The following is a 19,142-nucleotide window of genomic DNA, read 5'->3' on the forward strand; positions in this document are numbered from 1 at the left end:
GCTCTCGCGGGCTTCGTGGTGCTCGTGGGCCCGGACCCGTCCGTGCTGCGCGCCGGGGTCATGGGGGCCCTGGGCGGGCTCGCCATGCTCAGCGGGCGCGCCGGGGTGAGCCTCAACGCCCTGTGCGCGGCGGTGACCGGACTGGTGCTCGCGCGCCCGGACCTGGCCACGGACATGGGCTTCGTGCTCTCCGTGCTGGCCACCGCGGGCATCGTGGTCAGCGCCCGACCCGTCACCCGTGTGCTCAGCACCCGCCTGCCCACAGTGCTCGCCGTGTGCATCGCGGTGCCGCTCGTGGCCCAGCTGTGGTGCGGGCCCGCACTGCTGCTGCTCAACCCCGACCTGCCGCTGTACTCCCTGCCCGCGAACATGGTCGCCGCACCCCTGGTGCCGGTGGTCACCGTGGCCGGACTGCTCGCGGTGTGCGTCCTGCTGACCGGGCTCCTGCTGAACCCCGTGCTGTCCTGGGCGCTGCCGGGTGCGGCGGACCCCGCCTCGTTCGCGGGCTGGGACCGCGCCGCGAGCCTGCCCGTGGGCATCGCCTCCTACCCGGCGCGCACCATCGGGTGGATCGCCGACACCTTCGCCTCCCTGCCCGGCGCGCACGTCCCCTGGCCACCCGATGTGCCGGGGTTCCTGCTGCTCACGGTCCTGACCGTCCTCGCGCTCGCCGTGCTGCACACGGTGGACGCGCGCATGCGCTGGCCGCAACCAACCGCCGGAACCGCGGATCCCACATCCGCCGAACGCCCGGTGCCGGACGCCGTGTGGCGCGCCCGCGCACACCGCCTCCGGGCACGACGCCGCCTGCTCGCCGCCACGGCATCCCTCGCCCTGGTCATGCTCCTGGTCACCGCCGTGATGTGGTGGTTTCGCCCGCCCCCGGAGTGGGAGTCGGTGGTGTGCGACGTGGGGCAGGGGGACGCCGTGCTGCACCGCACGGGGGAGCACAGTGCCGTACTCGTGGACGGTGGCCCCGACCCCCGCGCACTGACCCGGTGTCTCCGGGACGCCGACGTCACCCGCCTGGACGCGGTGATCGCCACCCACGACCACGCCGACCATGTCGCCGGGCTCGAGGGGCTCGCCGAGATCGTGGACGTGGACCGCGTCTGGTACTCCGCCGCCGGGGACACCCTGCCGGACGAGCTCACCCAGTGGGCGGACATCGCCACACGCCCCGCTCCCGGTGAGCAGCTGCACGTGGGGCCGCTCACCGTGGAGGTTCTCGCTCCCGCACCTCCGCCCACCACCCCCGATGGCACCCCGACGGCAGGCACGGCGCCGTCCGGCTCCAGTGGCAGCACGTCACCACGCCCCGCGCACCGCAAGGTCACCTCCGAGGACGAGAACAACGCCTCCCTCGTCCTGCTCCTGACCCTCGACGGCCCTGACGGCACCACCACCTGGCTCAGTGCAGGAGACCTCGAAGCGGACGGCTACCGCCGCGACCTGCGCACGTTCCCCGGAGCGCACCCACCCACCGTGGACGTCCTCAAGGTCTCCCACCACGGCGCCCGCAACGGCGGCACCGACATCATCCACGACACCCACCCGGCGCTCGCGGTGATCTCCGTGGGGGAGGACAACAGCTACGGCCACCCGCACCCCCAGACGGTTGCCGCGCTGCAGGAGGTGGGCGCGGCAGTGGCCCGCACGGACCAGAACGGCGCCCTGTGGGTGCACCGCGAAGGAGAGCGCATGGTCGTGTCCCGACGCTGAGCGGGGCAGCACCAGCAGAAATATCGCGGGGGGAAGATCTGTTGTGCACCACGAAACACCGGGCATCCGCGCCGGTCACCCCGGGGCCGTACGTCGTCAGGACACCGCTCCGGTGCGGCACGTGCGTGGCGCCCCTCGACGGAAGGACTCCCATGCGCTCCACCCTGTTCGAACCCATCACCCTCCGCGGCCTCACGGTCCGCAACCGGCTGTGGATCCCGCCCATGTGCCAGTACTCCGCGTTCGGGGAGGACGGCGTGCCCACCGACTGGCACCTCGTGCACTACGGATCGCTCACCGCCGGTGGGGCGGGGGCCGTGATGGTGGAGGCGAGCGCCGTCGTGCCCGAGGGCCGCATCAGCCACCGGGACCTGGGACTGTGGAACGACGAGCAGCGGGACGCCCTCGTGCGGATCGTGGACTTCGCCCACCAGCAGGGCGCGGCCATTGGCGTGCAGCTCGCCCACGCGGGACGCAAGGCCAGCACGGAGGCCGCCTGGGGCTCCGAGAACCCCGGCCGGTCCATCGCGCCGCAGGACGGGGGCTGGCAGACCGTGGGCCCCTCCGCTGTCGCCTTCCCTGGCCTCGCCGAGCCCGTCGCACTGGACGAGCAGGGCATCGACGACGTCGTGGCCGCGTTCGCCGCCTCGGCCCGCCGTGCCGTGGAGGCCGGCATGGACTTCGTGGAGCTCCACGGCGCCCACGGGTACCTCCTCCACGAGTTCCTCTCCCCGCTGAGCAACGAGCGCACGGACGAATACGGCGGCACCCTGGAGAACCGCGCCCGGCTGCTGCTGCGCGTCACCGACGCCGTCCGCGACGTGATCCCCAAGGACATGCCCCTGCTCGTGCGCCTCTCCGCCACCGACTGGACCGAGGGCGGGCTCACCGTCGCCGACACCTCCCGCGTCTCCGGGTGGCTCGCCGAGCACGGTGCAGACCTCATCGACGTCTCCTCCGCCGCCAACGTGCCCGCCGAGATCCCCGTGGGACCCGGCTACCAGGTGCCCCTCGCCACCGAGATCAAGACCACCGCCGGGGTGCCCGTGGCCGCGGTCGGCATGATCGACACCGCCTGGCAGGCCGAGCAGATCGTCGCCACCGGACTCGCGGACGTGGTGCTCATGGGCCGCGAAGCGCTGCGTGACCCCCACGTGGCGCTCACCGCCGCCCGTGCCCTGGGCGTGCAGGAGTTCCCGGTCCCGGGCCAGTACGAACGCGCCTACCGCCGCCCGCCCCGCACCCGCTGAGCCCGGGCGCTCGCCGGACAGCGACTTGAGCGTGATTCGGCGGTGGCCGCCGAGCACGAGAGCCAGGGCGCTCGAGGGACACGACCGGATCCGGGATGCGGAGTTGAGCGAGGAGTCCGGGGGATGCGACGTTCGAAGGACGACGGCGCGCTGCCGGGCCCCGTCCGCACCGTCCCGCGGTGTCCCGGCGTCGCCCGCCCTGCACAGGCTCTCCGGGGTGTCTGCGCCCACGGTTAGCATGGGGAGGCAGCGTCGGCGTCCCGACCCCGCACATGCCGGTGCAACGGCGCGCACGTACGCGGCCCCGGGCGGCGACGTCACCCGAGCAGTCGGCCACGATCGAGGAGCACCATGACCCCGGCACGCACGTCTTCCCGCCGCCAGGCGCCCTCGGCCCCGCAGACCTCGTGGCGTGAGGCCACACCTCAACCCCTTGTGCTGGCCTCCGGCTCGGACGAGTACATCCTGCAGCGCATCAAGGAGACGCTCCGGGACACCATCCGCGTGGACCGGGGTGCGTGCGAGGTCACGGACATCGCGGCCGGGGACTACGAGCCGGGCCAGCTCGCCGTGGTCACCAGCCCGTCCCTCTTCGACGACCCCAAGCTCGTGTGCGTCCAAGAACTTGCGGGCATGAACGAGCACCTGCTGGCGGACGCCCTGGCCTACGTGGCCAACCCGGACCCGGACGTCACCGTGCTGTGGCAGCACTCCGGGGGCACCCGCGGCAAGAAGCTGCTGGACGCCCTCAAGGAGAAGGCTCTCGTCCTGGACTGCACCCCGCCCAAGACCGACCGGGACAAGTCCTCGTTCGTCCTCGCGGAGTTCCGCGCGCAGAACAAGCGCATCGAGCCCGACGCCGCCCGCGCTCTCGCCGCTGCCGTCGGCACCTCCACCGCCGAAATGGCCGCCGCGTGCTCCCAGCTGATCGCGGACGGTCCCGTGACCGTGGATCTCGAACTTGTGGAGAAGTACTACGGCGGCCGCGTGGAGGTCACCGCGTTCCGCGTGGCAGACGCCGCCGTGGCGGGCAACGCCGAGCAGGCCCTGAAACTGTGGCGCCAGGCAGTGGACGTGGGGGTGGACCCCGTTCCCATGGTGGCCACGCTGGGCTCGAAGATGCGGCTGATCGCGCTCACGGCCGGTTCCCGCGGGGGAGCGGGGCAGATCGCCCGGGACGTCGGCGCCGCGCCGTGGCAGGTGGAGCGCGCCCAGAACGAGGCGCGCCGGTTCACCGCCCAGGACGTCACCCGGGCGCTGCAGGCCATCGCCGAGGCGGATGCCCAGGTCAAGGGGGCGTCCCGGTCCCCGTACTTCGCGGTGGAGCGCGCCATCACGGTGATCGCCACGTCCGGCCACCGCTGAGCGAGCGGCAGCACACCGCACACGACAACGGGCCCGGCACTCGCGAGGAGTGCCGGGCCCGTGTGCTCCGTCAGTGAGACGGTGTCAGCCGATTCCGATCTTGGCGACCTTCTTGGCCAGACCGGACTTCTTGTTGGCCGCGGTGTTCTTGTGCAGAACGCCCTTGGACACGGCCTTGTCGAGCTTGCGGGACGCGGTGCGCAGGGTCTCCGCAGCGGCGTCCTTGTTGCCGGACTCCACAGCGGCATCCACCTTGCGGATGAGCGTCTTGAGCTCGGACTTGTACGAGTTGTTGCGCAGGCGAGCCTTCTCGTTGGTGAGGATGCGCTTCTTCTGCGACTTGATGTTGGCCACGTGTAACTCCTAGAACGATTGCGGAAGTAGGTCAGTGAGGGCTCACGGATGGTCATCGACTGAGTTGTGAGAGTGGGGATGCTCGGTGGCAACCATCCGCTGTGCCCGACGACCAGCGCGGACACACAGCGGTCTACTTTAGCAGACTGCCGCCACGGATGCCCGGCGCGGCACGTCGGTACCGGGGAGCGCCGCCCGGTCCGTGCTGAGGTGACGTGAGGCCGTGGCGTTCTGGGTCGTGGTTGATGGCGCGCCGGTCCGAGGGCGGGCACCGGGTGCTGTCTCGGTGCTGCGAGGACGCTGGCGGGTTCAGCGCCGCCGCGTCAGCTCCGCCGCCACGGCGTCGAACCGCGACCGGTCCAGCACCGCACCCTCACGCCGCACGTCCTCCGGCCGCACCGGGATGATCCGGTCGATCCGCGCCTCCGAGGGACGCCCGGAACGGTCCCAGCCGCCCACTCCCACGTCCACGTACGAGGGGTCGTCGTGGCGGGCGGTGTCGTGGTCCTTGGAGGTCAGCATGACGCACAGCAGGTGCTCGCCGGCGCGGTCCACGATCAGCACGGGCCGGTCCTTCCCGCGCGAGTGGTCCTCCTGGTAGGGCACCCAGGTCCACACGACCTCCCCGGGATCGGGCCGCCCGTCCGGCTTCGCGGCCCACCGCGGGTTCACGGGCCCCGTCCAGTCCCCGGGGTACGGCGAAGAGGTGCCGGGGGCGCGGGTGCCGGAGGGCGACGTCGCCGTGCCCGGCCGGGTGCTCGAGGTGCCGTTCTCGTGGGCCACGGTGGGCGGCGGCGTCGTGCCCCCGGAGCGTGACGAACGGGAGGCGGGACCGCGGGAACCCGCGTAGCGCTGGTACATGCGGACGAGGCGCAGCCCCTGGTTCAGGAGTCGAGTGATGTCGGCCATGGGGACATCGTAGGGGGACCGGTTCGCCCCCGGCCCGGGATCATGGGAAACTGGGGAGTCATCCTGAGAACGAAAGGACCGCCCGTGTCACCGTTGGCCGTCAATCCACCGGCACCTGCCTCGACCGACCCCTCGGTGATCAGGAACTTCTGCATCATCGCCCACATCGACCACGGCAAGTCCACGCTGGCGGACCGGATGCTGCAGGCCACGGGCGTGTTGACACCCCGGCAGATGAAGGCCCAGTACCTGGACCGCATGGACATCGAGCGCGAGCGCGGGATCACCATCAAGTCCCAGGCGGTGCGCATGCCGTGGAACGTGGACGGCACGGACTACGCGCTGAACATGATCGACACGCCCGGGCACGTGGACTTCACGTACGAGGTCTCCCGCTCCCTGGCCGCGTGCGAGGCCACCATCCTGCTGGTGGACGCCGCCCAGGGCATCGAGGCGCAGACGCTCGCCAACCTGTACCTGGCCATCGAGAACGACCTCACGATCATCCCGGTGCTCAACAAGATCGACCTGCCGGCCGCCCAGCCTGAGAAGTACGCGGCGGAGCTCGCCAACCTGATCGGCGTGGAGCCGGAGGAGGTCCTGAGGGTCTCCGGCAAGACCGGCGAGGGCGTGGAGGAGTTGCTGGACCGCATCGTGCGGGACGTGCCCCCGCCCCAGGGCGTGAAGGACGCGCCGTCGCGCGCCATGATCTTCGACTCCGTGTACGACACCTACCGCGGCGTGGTCACCTACGTGCGCGTGATGGACGGCACCCTGGTGCCGCGCGAACGGATCCAGATGATGTCCACGGGTGCCACCCACGAGCTGCTGGAGATCGGCGTGATCTCCCCGGAGCCCATCCCGTCCAAGGGACTGAGCGTGGGGGAGGTGGGCTACCTCATCACGGGTGTGAAGGACGTCCGCCAGTCCCGCGTGGGCGACACCGTGACCAACCAGCAGAAGCCCGCGCAGGAGTCCCTGGGCGGGTACGAGGACCCCAAGCCCATGGTGTTCTCGGGCCTGTTCCCCGTGGAGGGCTCCGACTACCCGGTGCTGCGCGACGCCCTGGAGAAGCTGCAGCTCAACGACGCCGCCCTGGTCTACGAGCCCGAGACCTCCGCCGCCCTGGGCTTCGGCTTCCGCTGCGGGTTCCTGGGCCTGCTGCACCTGGAGATCACCCGGGACCGCCTGGAGCGCGAGTTCAACCTGGACCTGATCTCCACCGCGCCCTCGGTGTCCTACAACGTGACGCTCGAGGACCACTCCGAGGTGGAGGTCACCAACCCCTCCGAGTTCCCCGAGGGCCGGATCCTGGAGATCCGCGAGCCCATGGTCTCGGCCACCATCCTGGTGCCCTCCGAGTTCATCGGCGCGGTCATGGAGCTCTCCCAGTCCAAGCGCGGCGAGATGAAGGGCATGGACTACCTCTCCGAGGACCGCGTGGAGCTGCGCTACCGGCTGCCGCTCGCGGAGATCGTGTTCGACTTCTTCGACCAGCTCAAGTCCAAGACCCGCGGCTACGCGTCCCTGGACTGGAAGGCGGACGGCGAGCAGGCCGCGGACCTCGTCAAGGTGGATATCCTGCTGCAGGGCGAGCAGGTGGACGCGTTCAGCGCGATCACCCACAAGGACAAGGCCTACTCCTACGGCGTGCTGATGACGGGCAAGCTGCAGAAGCTCATCCCGCGCCAGCAGTACGAGGTGCCCATCCAGGCGGCCATCGGCTCGCGCATCATCGCGCGCGAGAACATCCGCGCGATCCGCAAGGACGTGCTCTCCAAGTGCTACGGCGGCGACATCTCCCGCAAGCGCAAGCTGCTGGAGAAGCAGAAGGAGGGCAAGAAGCGCATGAAGATGGTGGGCCGCGTGGAGGTCCCCCAGGAGGCCTTCGTGGCCGCACTGTCCTCGGACGAGGACAACGGCAAGGACAAGAAGAAGTAGTGCCCGCGCAACCGGAGGGCGATCCGGCTCCGGAGGACGGTGCGCTGCCCGCCGCCTCGGTGGCCCGCGCCTCGGAGCGCACCCTGAGCCTGTACGTCCACGTCCCGTTCTGCGCCGTGCGCTGCGGCTACTGCGACTTCAACACGTACACCATGGAGCAGCTCGGGGACGGCGTCTCCCGCGCGGACTACCACGCCGACGCCGCCGCGGAGGTCCGCTTCGCACGCTCGGTGCTCGACGCCGCAGGCGCACCGCCGCGGCCGCTGCACAGCGTGTTCTTCGGCGGGGGCACCCCCACGCTGCTGCCCGCGCGAGAACTCGCCGCCATGCTGCACCAGGCCCGGGAGAGCTTCGGGCTGGCACCGGACGCTGAGGTCACGGTCGAGGCGAACCCGGACTCCGTCACGCAGGAGACCTTCGACGTCCTCGCCGCGGCCGGGGTGACCCGCGTGTCCTTCGGGATGCAGTCCGCGGTGCCGCACGTGCTGGCGGTGCTGGAACGCACGCACACCCCGGCGAACGTGCCGCGCGCCGTGGGCTGGGCCAAGGAGCGCGGGCTGGGCACCAGCGTGGACCTGATCCACGGCACGCCGGGGGAGAGCCTGCGGGACTGGGAGGTCTCCGTGGAGGCTGCACTGGCCATGGAACCGGACCACGTCTCGGCGTACTCGCTGATCATCGAGGACGGCACCAAGCTGGCCGCCCAGATCCGCCGCGGCGAGGTGCCCGAGCCGGACCCGGACGACCAGGCGGACAAGTACACGCTCGCGGACCGAATGCTGCGGGACGCGGGCTTCGCCTGGTACGAGGTGTCCAACTGGTCGCGGGACGCGCACGGTCGCACGGCGGAGCAGAACCGCAGTGCGCACAACATCGCCTACTGGCGCAACCAGGACTGGTGGGGCATCGGCCCCGGGGCCCACTCCCACGTGGACGGGGTGCGCTGGTGGAACCTCAAGCACCCGCTGCCCTACACGAACAAGGTGCGCGCGGGGGTGTCACCCGCGGCGGGGCGCGAAACGCTGGATGCGCAGACCCAGTACGTGGAGCACGTGATGCTCGGCATCCGGATCAGCGAGGGCATCCCCGTGGCCTCGCTGCGGCCGGAGGGACGCCGCGCCGTGGCGGGGCTCATCGCGGACGGCTGGCTGGACGGCCCCGCCGCACTGGCGGGCACGGTGGTGCTCACCGATGCGGGCCGTCTCATGGCCGACGCCGTGACGCGGCGGCTTCTCGACTGGTGACGTGGGCTGCAGGGTCGCCACGCGGCGCCGGGCACACGTCGTGCCCACCGCAGCCGGGACGGGCCCCGAGTCAGCCGCGGTGGCCGGTGAAACGGTCGTAGAGGTGCGTGTTGGCGCGGTACTGGTGGGGCTCACCACGGTTGACCTTGATGCCGGCGCGCACCGACGTCACCGCCAGGAGCACCCAAGTGACGGCCGCGACCACGGAGAACACGCCGCCGACCACGGGGATCAGGGACAGCAGGATGCCGCCCAGCACGATGATGCTGGGGAGCATGGTGTAGTTGGCCGCCTCGCGGGACTCCTGCGCGGTGAACGGCCCGCGGTCCTTGAACACGCGGTGGATCACGTAGCTGGGGATCACACCCACCACGCCGCCGAGGTGGGCCAGGGTGGCCCACTGGCGGTCCTGGTTGACGTCCAGGGGCTGGGCCACCGGGTGCACGGACTCGAACGGCGCGGCGGAGTCCTGGGCGGCGGCAGAGGGCGTGGAGGCAACGTCAGTCACGAGTGGGTGTCCCTTTCAGGGGCGGTAGCCGGACCAGACGGGAGAGCGGGGGTCTGGTTCCCTCGATGATACCGGGGTCGTCTGAGAGCCTGCCACGGTGTGCGTCACACCGCGGGACCCCTGCAGCCGCCCGAGTCCGGGGACGGCTCAGCGCGCGGCGCCCTGGTCCGCGGTGAGGAAGTCGATGAGCTCCTCCACGCGACCCAGCAGCGCGGGCTCAAGATCCGCGTAGGTGTTCACCCGGGTGAGGATCTGCTGCCAGGCCCGTCCCACGTCCTGCGGGGTGCGGTGGGGCAGTCCGAGCGCCTTGGCCATGCCGGTCTTCCAGTCCACGCCGCGCGGGATCACGGGCCACGCGGGGATGCCCAGTGTCGAGGGCTTCACGGCCTGCCAGATGTCCACGTAGGGGTGCCCCAGGATCAGCACGTTGTCCGCGGCACCCGGCACCCGAAGGGCCTGCTCGGCGATGCGGGACTCCTTGGACCCGGCCACCAGGTGGTCCACCAGGATCCCGAGACGTCGTTGGGGGCCCGGACGGAAGTCGCGGATGGCGGCGGGCAGGTCGTCGATGCCGTGCAGGGGCTCCACCACGATGCCCTCCACCGCGAGGTCGTGCCCCCAGACCTTGGCCACGAGCTCGGCGTCGTGGTAGCCCTCGACCCACACGCGGGACTCCTTGGCCACGGACGCCCTGAGGCCCTCCACCGCCACGGAGCCGGAGCGCGTGATCCGCTTGCCGGCGGGGGCGGTCCGCGGTGCCGGGGGTGTGAGCCGCACCGGTTCGCCGTCGAGCAGGAAGCCCGGTCCCAGCGGAAAGGTCTTGACCCGGCCGTGGCGGTCCTCGAGTCCCACCACGCGCATCCCGCCGATCACCTCCACGCTGACGACGGCGCCCACCCACCCGGTCTCGACGTCCTCCAGCACCATGTCGCGCGCCACGGCGACCTCGCGCGCACTCGGCCGGGTGCGGGAGACCTCGGGGCTGTCCAGGTCCTGGGGACCCCAGCCCCAGCCGGGTGCGTTCACGGGTTCCTCCTCGGTGCGGCGGGCAGATCAGCCGCGAGCGTACCAAAGCGGCCCCGAAGCGCCCGCGGCCTACACTGGGGATTAGCACTGTGACTCGATGAGTGCCAAAATTGGTGCTCGGCCACGACGGGCGCACGGCCCGTTGCTCGACACGCCACGGGAGGTGAGGACCATGGACCATCCGCGCAGGGTGCAGATCCTGCGGGCCATCGTGGAGGACTACGTCCACTCCCGCGAACCCGTGGGCTCAAAGGCGCTCGTGGAGCGCCACCGGCTTCCCGTGTCCTCGGCCACGGTGCGCAACGACATGGCGGCCCTCGAGGACGCCGGACTCATCGTGGCACCGCACACCAGCTCCGGGCGGATCCCCACCGACCAGGGCTACCGCGTGTTCGTGGACCAGATCGCCGCGGTCCAGCCGCTGAGCCCGGCCCAGCGCCGCGCCATCCAGGTGTTCCTGGAGGACGCGCAGGACATCGACGACGTCATGGAGCGCACGGTGCGCCTGCTCGCGCAGCTGACCCACCAGGCGGCGGTGATCCAGTACCCCGTGCGCACGGGCACCACCGTGCGCCACGTCGAGCTCGTGGACGTGGGCGCGGCAGTGCTGGTCATCCTCATCCCCACCTCGGGCCGCGTGGTGCAGCGAGCCGTGGAGCTGCGCACCGCGCTGGACGAGCCCCAGCTGCTGGAGTTGCGTGCCCGCGTGCTCGCCCGGGTGCTGGGACGGGCGCTGGATGCCGTGCCGAGCGCCGTCGCCGGACTGGGGGAGACGCTGCCCGCGGAGCTGCGCGAGGCCGGGGACGCCGTCGGGGAGACCCTCTCCCTGCTGGCCTCGGCCACGGACGAGCACCGCCTGGTGATGGCCGGCACGGCCAACCTCGCGAGGTTCAGCGGCGACTTCCCGCAGAGCATCTCCCCGGTGCTGGAGGCACTGGAGGAACAAGTGACCATGCTGCGGTTGTTGTCCGAGATGCAGCAGGACGAGCGCGGGGTGGCCGTGCGGATCGGCTCCGAGGAGTGCGACGACCCGCTGGCAGAAGCCTCCGTGGTGGCCACCGGCTACGGACCGCGCGCCGCCTCCAAGGTGGGCGTGGTGGGACCCACCCGCATGGACTACCCGACCACCATGGCCTCCGTGCGCGCGGTGGCCCGATACCTGTCCAGGAACCTGGGGGACTGAGCGCCGCGCCGGCGCCACCCCGACCGAGACCACAGACCCGACGAAAGCAGAAGCGACGACATCGTGAGCGACCACTACGAAACCCTCGGCGTGAGCCGTGACGCCAGCGCCGAAGAGATCAAGCGCGCCTACCGCAAGAAGGCGCGCAAGCTGCACCCGGACGTCAACCCGTCACCGGAGGCCGCGGAGGAGTTCAAGCGTGTCTCGCACGCCAACGACGTCCTCTCGGACCCTGACAAACGCCGCGTCTACGACGCCACGGGCAACGAGAACGGCACGGACACCGGCTTCGGCGGCGGCTTCCCGGGCTCCGGGTTCGGCTTCTCCGACATCTTCGAGACGTTCTTCCAGGGCGCGGGGGCGGGCGGCCAGCGCGGCCCGCAGTCCCGCACCCGGCAGGGTCAGGACGCACTGATCAACGTGCGCATCTCCCTCAAGGACGCCGTGTTCGGGGTGGAGAAGGACATCACCGTGGACACCGCCGTGGTGTGCCCCGCGTGCGAGGGGTCCTGCTGCCAGCCCGGCACCAGCCCCACCACGTGCAGCATGTGCCGTGGCTCGGGGCACATGCAGTACCAGCGCCAGTCCATCCTGGGCATGGTCACCACGCAGGGTCCGTGCTCCCAGTGCAACGGCTTCGGCACGGTGATCGAGCACCCGTGCCACGAGTGCTACGGCGAGGGCCGGGTGCGGGACCGCCGCCCCCTCACCGTGAAGATCCCCGCCGGCATCCAGTCCGGCAACCGCATCCGCCTGGGCGGACAGGGTGAGGCCGGAACCGCGGGCGGACCCAACGGGGACCTGTTCGTGGAGCTGAAGGTGGACCCGGACCCCACCTTCCACCGGGAGGGGGACGACCTCCACGCCCGGCTGCGGATCCCCATGACGGCGGCCGCCCTGGGCACCACCGTGACCCTGGAGACCTTCGACGGCACCCGCAGCGTGGCCGTGGAGCCCGGAACCCAGTCAGGTGCCACCGTGACCCTCGACGGGCTCGGCGTGACGCACCTGCGCGGCAAGGGACGCGGAAACCTGCAGGTCCACTTCGAGGTGGAGACCCCCCGCAACCTCACGGGCGAGCAGCGTGAGCTCGTGCAGCGGCTGGCGCAGCTGCGTGACGAGGAGGCCCACGACGGCACCACGGTCAACGCCACCGGCTCGGGCGGGTTCTTCTCCCGGCTGCGCGGGCGGTTCAACGACCAGTGACGAACCCCGTCTTCCGCCACCCCGGTGAGGAGCTCTCCCGGGCCCGTCCGGGGGAGCTCCTCGACGTGCACGGGCCCGAGGCGCGCCACGCGGTGACCGTGCGCCGGTTGCGCGCCGGCGAGCTCCTCGACCTCGTGGACGGCCACGGAACCCGCGCCACGTGCACCTTCCGGGACGGTGAGAAGGACCGGATGACCGTGGCCGTGGAGTCAGTCGCGCGTGAACCGCAGCCGCGGCCCCTGCTGAGCCTGGTGCAGGCACTGGCCAAGGGCGACCGGGACCTTCAGGCCGTCGAGTCGGCGACCGAGCTGGGGGTCTCCCGGGTGGTGCCCTGGCAGTCCGAGCGCAGCATCGTGCGGCTGCGGGCCGAGCGCGCCGCCAAGACCATGGGCAAGTGGGAGTCGCTGCTGGCCACCGCGGCCAAGCAGTCCCGCAGGGCCACGTGGCCGGAACTGGCACCGTGGGTGGACACGGCCGGGCTGGCAGAGCTGATCCGTTCCGAGCCGGGCACGCTGTGGCTCGTGCTCCACGAGAGCGCGAACGTCCCGTGGTCGTCCCGCGAGGTGGCGGCCTGGGGCGAGCAGGAACACGTGGCGGTGGTCGTCGGTCCCGAGGGCGGGATCAGCGAGCGGGAGCTCGAAGCACTGTGCGCGGCCGGCGCGCGGCCCGTGCGCCTGGGCGCCAAGGTGATGCGCTCCTCCACGGCTGGCCCGGCGGCACTCGCGGCGCTGAGCGCGGTGCTGGGGCTGTGGGACTGAGGGGGGCGGTGTCGGATCCTGCTCAGTCCGCGGGGGACACCGTGATCTCGTGGTCGTCCGCGATCGTGTGGCCCTGCTCGTCCGTGCCGCTCACCCGGATGGTGTAGGTCCCCGGTTCCAGGTCCACCACGGTGCGCAGCTCCGTTCCTGTGGTGGGATCGGTGCCGGGCGTGGGTCCGTCCACGGTGTCGCCCTTGACGCGCCGCTCGCCCGAGGTGATCTCCCACCGGACGTTGTGCACGGAGGGCAGGATACGGGCGAAGATCGTGAGCGGGCTGCCGGGATCCGCGCTCGTCTGGGGGTCGATGAGCCAGATGGGCGCCGCGAGCGCGGGGTCCCGCGTAAGCGGGTCGTCCAGGGTCACCGCGCCGAAGGCTCGGTACCCCGTGCGCCCGTCCACGAGGATGCGGACCTCCTTGGCGGTGGCGGAGTCCAGCAGGCCCGCGGTGACCGCCGCTGCGGAGACGGTGTAGACCATCTGTTGCAGCGCCATCCGGGCGTCCTGCTCGGAGAGCTGCGCGGTGAACGCCGCAGCCGGCAGGTCCACCGTGACGGTGCCGTCCGGGGTGACGCTGGTCCCCACGGTGTCGACCGCGGACCACAGTGTGCGGTAGTCGGGGTCGGAGGGCGCGGCCGCGGTGACGGTGAGGGCCGCGCGTGCCACGGGATCTGCGATGTCGCTCGTCACGGGGGTGCGGAACTCCCGGAAGAGGTAGTCCGACTCCTCGCCGGTGCCCACCCAGTACACGGGGGCCTGCTCCGTGGCCACACCGTCCACGGAGTCGTTGGTGCTGCCGGGCGCGGCACCGATCCCGGGCGCGGCCGCGGACTTGTTGTCCGGACGGTCAGACGCATTGCCGCACGAGGAGACGCCGACGGCTAGCACGCCCGCCACCGCGAGCGCGGTGACGCGGTGCAGGATGCGGGTCGTCATGGGTTCCTCTCGGTCGCCTGGGTGCCTGTCGCAGTGGTCGTGACTGGCGGTACGACGCCGCGGTCGGCGTCGCGGACCGAGGAAACGGTGGCTGCCGTCCCCGGCCCGGCGGTGGTCGTGGTGGCGGGCGTCCCGCCGACGACACAACCTACCGGGGGAGAAATGTGTGGATCCACCGTTGCGCGCGTGCGCACGGGACCGTTACCGGATTGCAACCCGCGGCCCCGGCCGGGCCGTGAGCGGATAGGCTGGGGGCGATGACCGAAGCACTCGAGGGCAACAACACCCTGACCACCGCATCCCGTCCCAGCCGTGAGACCACCCGTGTGAGCGTCCACATGCCGGACCGGGACACCGCCGTCCGCTGCCTGGGCCAGGCGGACACCACTCTGCGCCTGCTGGAGCAGCAGTTCCCGGCCGTGCGGATGACCGTGCGGGACCTGGACGTGGTGCTCGAGGGGCCCGTGACGGACACCCGCCTGGCGGCGTCGCTGCTCGAGGAGCTGCTGGCCATGGCGCTGCGCGGCACGGAGATCACCGAGCGCACCGTGATGCGCGTGGCCCGCATGATGCGTGACGCGCAGGACCTGCGGCCCTCGAGCGCGCTGTCCACGAGCATCCTGTCCACGCGCGGGCGCACCATCCGCCCCAAGACGGTGAACCAGAAGACCTACGTGGACGCGATCGACGAGCACACCGTGGTGTTCGGCATCGGCCCCGCGGGCACCGGCAAGACCTACCTGGCCATGGCCAAGGCCGTGCGCGCGCTGCAGGCCAAGGAGGTCAACCGGATCATCCTCACGCGGCCAGCGGTCGAGGCGGGGGAGCGGCTGGGGTTCCTGCCCGGATCGCTCAACGACAAGATCGACCCTTACCTGCGCCCGCTCTACGACGCGCTGCACGACATGATGGACCCCGAGTCCATTCCGCGGCTCATGGAGGCCGGCAGCATAGAGGTGGCACCGCTCGCCTACATGCGAGGGCGCACGCTCAACGACGCCTTCGTGATCCTGGACGAGGCCCAGAACACCACGCCCGAGCAGATGAAGATGTTCCTCACCCGACTGGGTTTCGGCTCCCGGATCGTGGTGACCGGTGACGTCACCCAGGTGGACCTCCCCGGCGCCACCAAGTCCGGGCTGCGCCAGGTCCAGCACGTGCTGGGCGGGATCGACGACATCGCGTTCTGCGAGCTGACCTCCGCGGACGTGGTGCGCCACGAGCTCGTGGGGGAGATCGTGGCCGCGTACGACCAGTTCGACACGACCAACAGGCACCGCGTGGAGCGCGCGCGGCGCAAGGAGGACCGGCGTGCCGCCCGCCCCGCCCACGGGACTGCGGAGGCCGGTCCGGGACAGGGGTCCGCGCGGTGAGCGTCGCGTTCGACCTGCCGTGGGAGACCCCCGAGGACCAGGCCGTCCTGGCGCCGTCCTGGCGCGCGGTGGACACGGCCCAGTTGAGCGCGCTCGTGGAGCTCGCCTTCCGGCGCTGGCACCTGCACCCGGACACCGAGGTCTCGATCGCCGTGGTGGACGAGGAGCAGATGGCCCAGCTGCACGAGCAGTGGCTGGAGCTGCCTGGCGCCACGGACGTGATGTCCTTCCCCATGGACGAGCTGCGGGAGGGCACCCCGGAGGAGCCCTCCCTGGGAGTGCTCGGGGACGTCGTGCTGTGCCCTCCGGTGGCGCAGCGCCAGGCGGAGGCCGCGGGGCACAGCACCGAGGACGAGCTGTGCCTGCTCACCGCCCACTCCCTGCTGCACCTGCTCGGCCACGACCACGCGGAGGAGGACGAGCGCGAGCGCATGTTCCGCGCGCAGCGCGCACTGCTCGAGGAGTTCCTCGGCCGCGACGCGCCCGTGGAGACGATGTCATGACCCCCCACCCGCCGCACCGCACCACGCACCGATCTTCCGAGGACGTCGCATGAGCCAGGACAGCACCCCCGCCGAGCAGGACTTCCGCGCCGGATTCGCGGTGTTCGTGGGCCGCCCGAACGTGGGCAAGTCCACGCTCACCAACGCCCTGGTGGGACGGAAGGTGGCCATCACCTCCAACCGCCCGCAGACCACCCGGCACACGATCCGCGGCATCGTCCACCGCCAGGACGGACAGCTGGTCCTCGTGGACACCCCCGGCCTGCACCGGCCCCGCACCCTGCTGGGTCAGCGGCTCAACGACGTGGTCGCGGAGACCCTAGGCGAGGTGGACGTGATCGGCTTCTGCGTTCCCGCCGACCAGAAGGTGGGTCCCGGGGACCGCTACATCGCGCAGCAGGTGGTCGCCGCCGTGGGGCGCACACCGGTCGTCGCGATCGTGACCAAGGCCGACCTCGTGCCGCAGGACCGGCTCATGGAGCAGCTGCTCGCGGTGAGCGAGCTGGGCCGCGAGGTCGTCACCGCGGAGCGCGCCCAGCGTGAGGCCCGCCAACGACGCCGCGACGCCGCGTCGTCGGGACGGCCCCCCTCCGCGCCGAGCCGGGATGCGGCGTCGGACGAGGACGCCGGCTGGGCCCACGTGATCCCCGTGAGCGCCGCGCACGGCTACCAGGTGGACGAGCTGGGCGAGCTGCTCGTGTCCCTCATGCCGGTTTCCCCGCCGCTGTACCCGGAGGGTGACCTCACGGACGAGCCGGAGATCACCATGATGGGCGAGCTCATCCGCGAGGCCGCCCTGGAGGGCGTGCGGGACGAGCTGCCGCACTCCCTGGCCGTGGTGGTGGACGAGGTCTCCGAGCGCGAGGGGCGCTCGCCCGAGAACCCCATGCTGGACGTGCACGCGAGCCTCTACGTGGAGCGTCCGTCCCAGAAGGCGATCGTGATCGGTAAGCGGGGGGCGCGGCTGCGCGAGATCGGCACGCGCTCCCGTGAGCAGATCGAGGCGCTGCTCGGCACCCGCATCTACCTGGACCTCCACGTCAAGGTGGCCAAGGAGTGGCAGCGGGACCCCAGGCAGCTGTCCAAGCTGGGGTTCTGACCCGGTCCGCGCCGTCCCCCGCGGGGCGCGCCGCGCCGGAGCGATCGTCGGCGCCGCGACCCCGCGAGACCAACTTCCCAGGAGTCACCGGTGGAACCCAGTCCCAGTCACCGCAGCCGCCGTGATCCCGGTGCGGCGGCGCCGTGGGCCTCCCAGCCCGCGCAGAGCGCCGCGCCGGCGGAGGAGCCGTTCGAGCTCCGTCAGACGGGACGCCACCACCGGGCCCGGGAGCACCGCTCCTCGACCCGCAGGATCGCCGTGATCCTCGTGGTCCTGGCGCTGATCAGCGTGATCGGACTGGGCGGGGTGGCGGCGCTACGGCTCACGAGCAACCTGACGTCCAGCCCGCTGGACCTCTCGGAGGATTCCGGGGCGGTGGAGGGTGGCCCGCTGGACATCCTGGTGATGGGCTCGGACACGCGCAGCGGCAAGGGCAACAGCGAGTACGGCAGCGCCGAGGACTCCGAGGGACGCACGGACGTGATGATGCTCGTGCACGTCACCGAGGCCCGGGACGCCGTGACCGTGGTGTCCTTCCCACGGGACCTCGTGGTGGACATCCCGCAGTGCACCGACCCCGAGTCCGGGAAGGTCTACCCGGCCGGGACGGACATGCTCAACAGCGCGGTGGAGCGCGGCGGCCCCGGGTGCACGGTCGCGGCCATCAACAAGCTCACCGGTGTGGACGTGGACCACTTCATGCTGGCGGACTTCAACGCCGTCACCGAGCTCTCCACCGCCGTGGGCGGCGTGGAGGTGTGCGTCAACGAGGCCGTGGACGACCCCAAGTCCGGGCTGAAGCTGCCCGCCGGCATCTCCACCGTGGAGGGGGAGCAGGCCCTCGCGTTCCTGCGCTCCCGCGCCGCGTTCGGCAACGGCGGGGACGAGGCCAGAATCCGCTCCCAGCAGGCCTTCCTGGCGTCCCTGACACGCAAGATCCAGGCGGACGGGACGCTCACCAACCTGCCGCAGCTCTACCACATCGCCGAGGTCATGACGCAGAACCTGCACGTGGACCAGGGGCTCACCTCCATTCCCGCGCTCGTGGAGATCGCGGGCACCTTCAACGGCATCGACCCGGGCAGCATCGCGTTCGTCACGGCCCCCACGCACCCGCACCCGGAGGACCCCAACCGGCTGCAGCTCGAGGAGCAGCCGGCCCAGAAGCTGTTCGCCACCCTCCAGCAGGACGTCGGGGTCACGGGCGGCACGCAGGGCTCTTCTTCCCCGTCCGCGCCGTCGCCCTCGCCCGCCACCTCGGACGACGCCGCACCCTCGGCACCCGGTGCCGCCGCGCCGTCGAGCGCCACGCCCTCCGCGAGCGCCCCCGCGGTGGCCCCGGCCCTGGTGCCCGTGACCGTGATCAACCGCTCGGACGCGGGAGGGCGGGACGCGCAGCTCGTGTCCGTGCTGAAGAAGGCCGGCTACGAGCAGACCCGCAGCGGCCGCTCGGGCGCCCAGCTGTCAGCCACGCAGATCTTCTACCACCCGGACTGGGCGGTGGCCGCGGACGACGTCGCGCGGCTGCTCAACGTCTCCGACAGTCAGCTGGTGGCGTCCTACGAGGTCGAGGGCGTGGAGGTGGCCGTGGGGCAGGACTTCACGAGCGGGGACCGGATGACCCGGGACCAGCAGCTGCCGGACGGGCTCGACGGCCAGACGGCGGAGCAGTTCACGTGCCAGGCCACAGCGGACGGCTGACGTTGTGGTGATGCCCACCCCGGGTGGTACGTTGGATCACATGCGGACCAACGTGCAGCGACTCCT

At 71.6% G+C, this 19,142-nt stretch carries 17 protein-coding genes; 12 read left to right on the forward strand and 5 right to left on the reverse strand.

Going from position 1 to position 19,142, the window contains the following annotated elements; translation table 11 throughout:
* The 3 genes from QL985_RS06010 to holA all read left to right on the forward strand — a co-directional run.
* Positions 1–1,722: ComEC/Rec2 family competence protein (locus QL985_RS06010; RefSeq protein ID WP_290147631.1), on the forward strand; the 1,722-nt coding region annotated here is incomplete at its 5' end.
* 152 nt (positions 1,723–1,874) lie between these two features.
* Positions 1,875–2,972, forward strand: a complete 1,098-nt coding sequence (locus tag QL985_RS06015; RefSeq protein WP_121566181.1) for an NADH:flavin oxidoreductase/NADH oxidase — start codon at positions 1,875–1,877, stop codon at positions 2,970–2,972.
* Between the two features lie 351 nt (positions 2,973–3,323).
* Positions 3,324–4,337, forward strand: a complete 1,014-nt coding sequence (holA, locus tag QL985_RS06020; RefSeq protein ID WP_121240692.1) for a DNA polymerase III subunit delta — start codon at positions 3,324–3,326, stop codon at positions 4,335–4,337.
* 84 nt (positions 4,338–4,421) lie between these two features.
* Here the strand turns inward: holA and rpsT are convergent, their stop codons facing one another.
* Complete coding sequence (rpsT, locus tag QL985_RS06025) at positions 4,422–4,691, reverse strand: 30S ribosomal protein S20 (protein ID WP_019309243.1); 270 nt, start codon at positions 4,689–4,691, stop codon at positions 4,422–4,424.
* Positions 4,692–5,000: 309 nt separating this feature from the next.
* Positions 5,001–5,600, reverse strand: a complete 600-nt coding sequence (locus QL985_RS06030) for a type II toxin-antitoxin system PemK/MazF family toxin (protein WP_019309242.1) — start codon at positions 5,598–5,600, stop codon at positions 5,001–5,003.
* Positions 5,601–5,684: 84 nt separating this feature from the next.
* Here QL985_RS06030 and lepA point away from each other — a divergent pair, with 84 nt between their 5' ends.
* Both lepA and hemW read left to right on the forward strand, forming a co-directional pair.
* On the forward strand, positions 5,685–7,541 hold the full coding sequence (lepA, locus tag QL985_RS06035; RefSeq protein ID WP_259918979.1) for a translation elongation factor 4: 1,857 nt from the start codon (positions 5,685–5,687) through the stop codon (positions 7,539–7,541).
* Positions 7,541–8,785, forward strand: coding sequence for a radical SAM family heme chaperone HemW (gene hemW / locus QL985_RS06040; protein ID WP_019309240.1), 1,245 nt, complete (start codon positions 7,541–7,543; stop codon positions 8,783–8,785). Before lepA ends, hemW begins: the two co-directional genes overlap by 1 nt.
* Positions 8,786–8,855: 70 nt before the next feature.
* Here the strand turns inward: hemW and QL985_RS06045 are convergent, their stop codons facing one another.
* Together QL985_RS06045 and QL985_RS06050 are read right to left on the reverse strand one after the other, a co-directional pair.
* Entirely contained in the window at positions 8,856–9,293 is a 438-nt protein-coding gene (locus QL985_RS06045; protein ID WP_290147636.1) for a DUF4870 domain-containing protein, read from the reverse strand.
* 147 nt (positions 9,294–9,440) lie between these two features.
* Entirely contained in the window at positions 9,441–10,319 is an 879-nt protein-coding gene (locus QL985_RS06050; protein ID WP_259918976.1) for a DUF3097 domain-containing protein, read from the reverse strand.
* A 172-nt stretch (positions 10,320–10,491) separates the two neighbouring features.
* Between QL985_RS06050 and hrcA the strand changes: the two genes are divergently transcribed.
* The 3 genes from hrcA to QL985_RS06065 all read left to right on the forward strand — a co-directional run bounded on the left by hrcA (position 10,492) and on the right by QL985_RS06065 (position 13,466).
* Complete coding sequence (gene hrcA / locus QL985_RS06055; protein ID WP_259918974.1) at positions 10,492–11,502, forward strand: heat-inducible transcriptional repressor HrcA; 1,011 nt, start codon at positions 10,492–10,494, stop codon at positions 11,500–11,502.
* 63 nt (positions 11,503–11,565) lie between these two features.
* A complete protein-coding gene (gene dnaJ, locus QL985_RS06060) occupies positions 11,566–12,708 on the forward strand; it encodes a molecular chaperone DnaJ (protein WP_259918972.1) in 1,143 nt (380 codons plus the stop codon).
* Positions 12,705–13,466, forward strand: coding sequence for a 16S rRNA (uracil(1498)-N(3))-methyltransferase (locus QL985_RS06065; RefSeq protein ID WP_259918970.1), 762 nt, complete (start codon positions 12,705–12,707; stop codon positions 13,464–13,466). Before dnaJ ends, QL985_RS06065 begins: the two co-directional genes overlap by 4 nt.
* A 22-nt stretch (positions 13,467–13,488) precedes the next feature.
* Here the strand turns inward: QL985_RS06065 and QL985_RS06070 are convergent, their stop codons facing one another.
* Entirely contained in the window at positions 13,489–14,400 is a 912-nt protein-coding gene (locus QL985_RS06070) for a GerMN domain-containing protein (RefSeq protein WP_259918968.1), read from the reverse strand.
* Positions 14,401–14,738: 338 nt separating this feature from the next.
* Between QL985_RS06070 and QL985_RS06075 the strand changes: the two genes are divergently transcribed.
* The 4 genes from QL985_RS06075 to QL985_RS06090 all read left to right on the forward strand — a co-directional run bounded on the left by QL985_RS06075 (position 14,739) and on the right by QL985_RS06090 (position 19,076).
* Positions 14,739–15,773: a PhoH family protein gene (locus tag QL985_RS06075; protein ID WP_223246077.1), complete on the forward strand. Its 1,035-nt coding sequence runs from the start codon at positions 14,739–14,741 to the stop codon at positions 15,771–15,773.
* A 47-nt stretch (positions 15,774–15,820) separates the two neighbouring features.
* The gene (gene ybeY, locus QL985_RS06080) at positions 15,821–16,276 is read left to right on the forward strand and encodes an rRNA maturation RNase YbeY (protein ID WP_259918996.1); all 456 of its coding nucleotides are present in this window, start codon (positions 15,821–15,823) and stop codon (positions 16,274–16,276) included.
* Positions 16,277–16,325: 49 nt separating this feature from the next.
* Positions 16,326–17,375: a GTPase Era gene (locus QL985_RS06085; RefSeq protein ID WP_039101162.1), complete on the forward strand. Its 1,050-nt coding sequence runs from the start codon at positions 16,326–16,328 to the stop codon at positions 17,373–17,375.
* 90 nt (positions 17,376–17,465) lie between these two features.
* Positions 17,466–19,076: an LCP family protein gene (locus tag QL985_RS06090; RefSeq protein WP_191550719.1), complete on the forward strand. Its 1,611-nt coding sequence runs from the start codon at positions 17,466–17,468 to the stop codon at positions 19,074–19,076.
* Positions 19,077–19,142: the final 66 nt, after the last annotated feature.

This window comes from Kocuria sp. APC 4018 (assembly GCF_030407675.1).
Classification (GTDB): domain Bacteria; phylum Actinomycetota; class Actinomycetes; order Actinomycetales; family Micrococcaceae; genus Kocuria; species Kocuria rhizophila.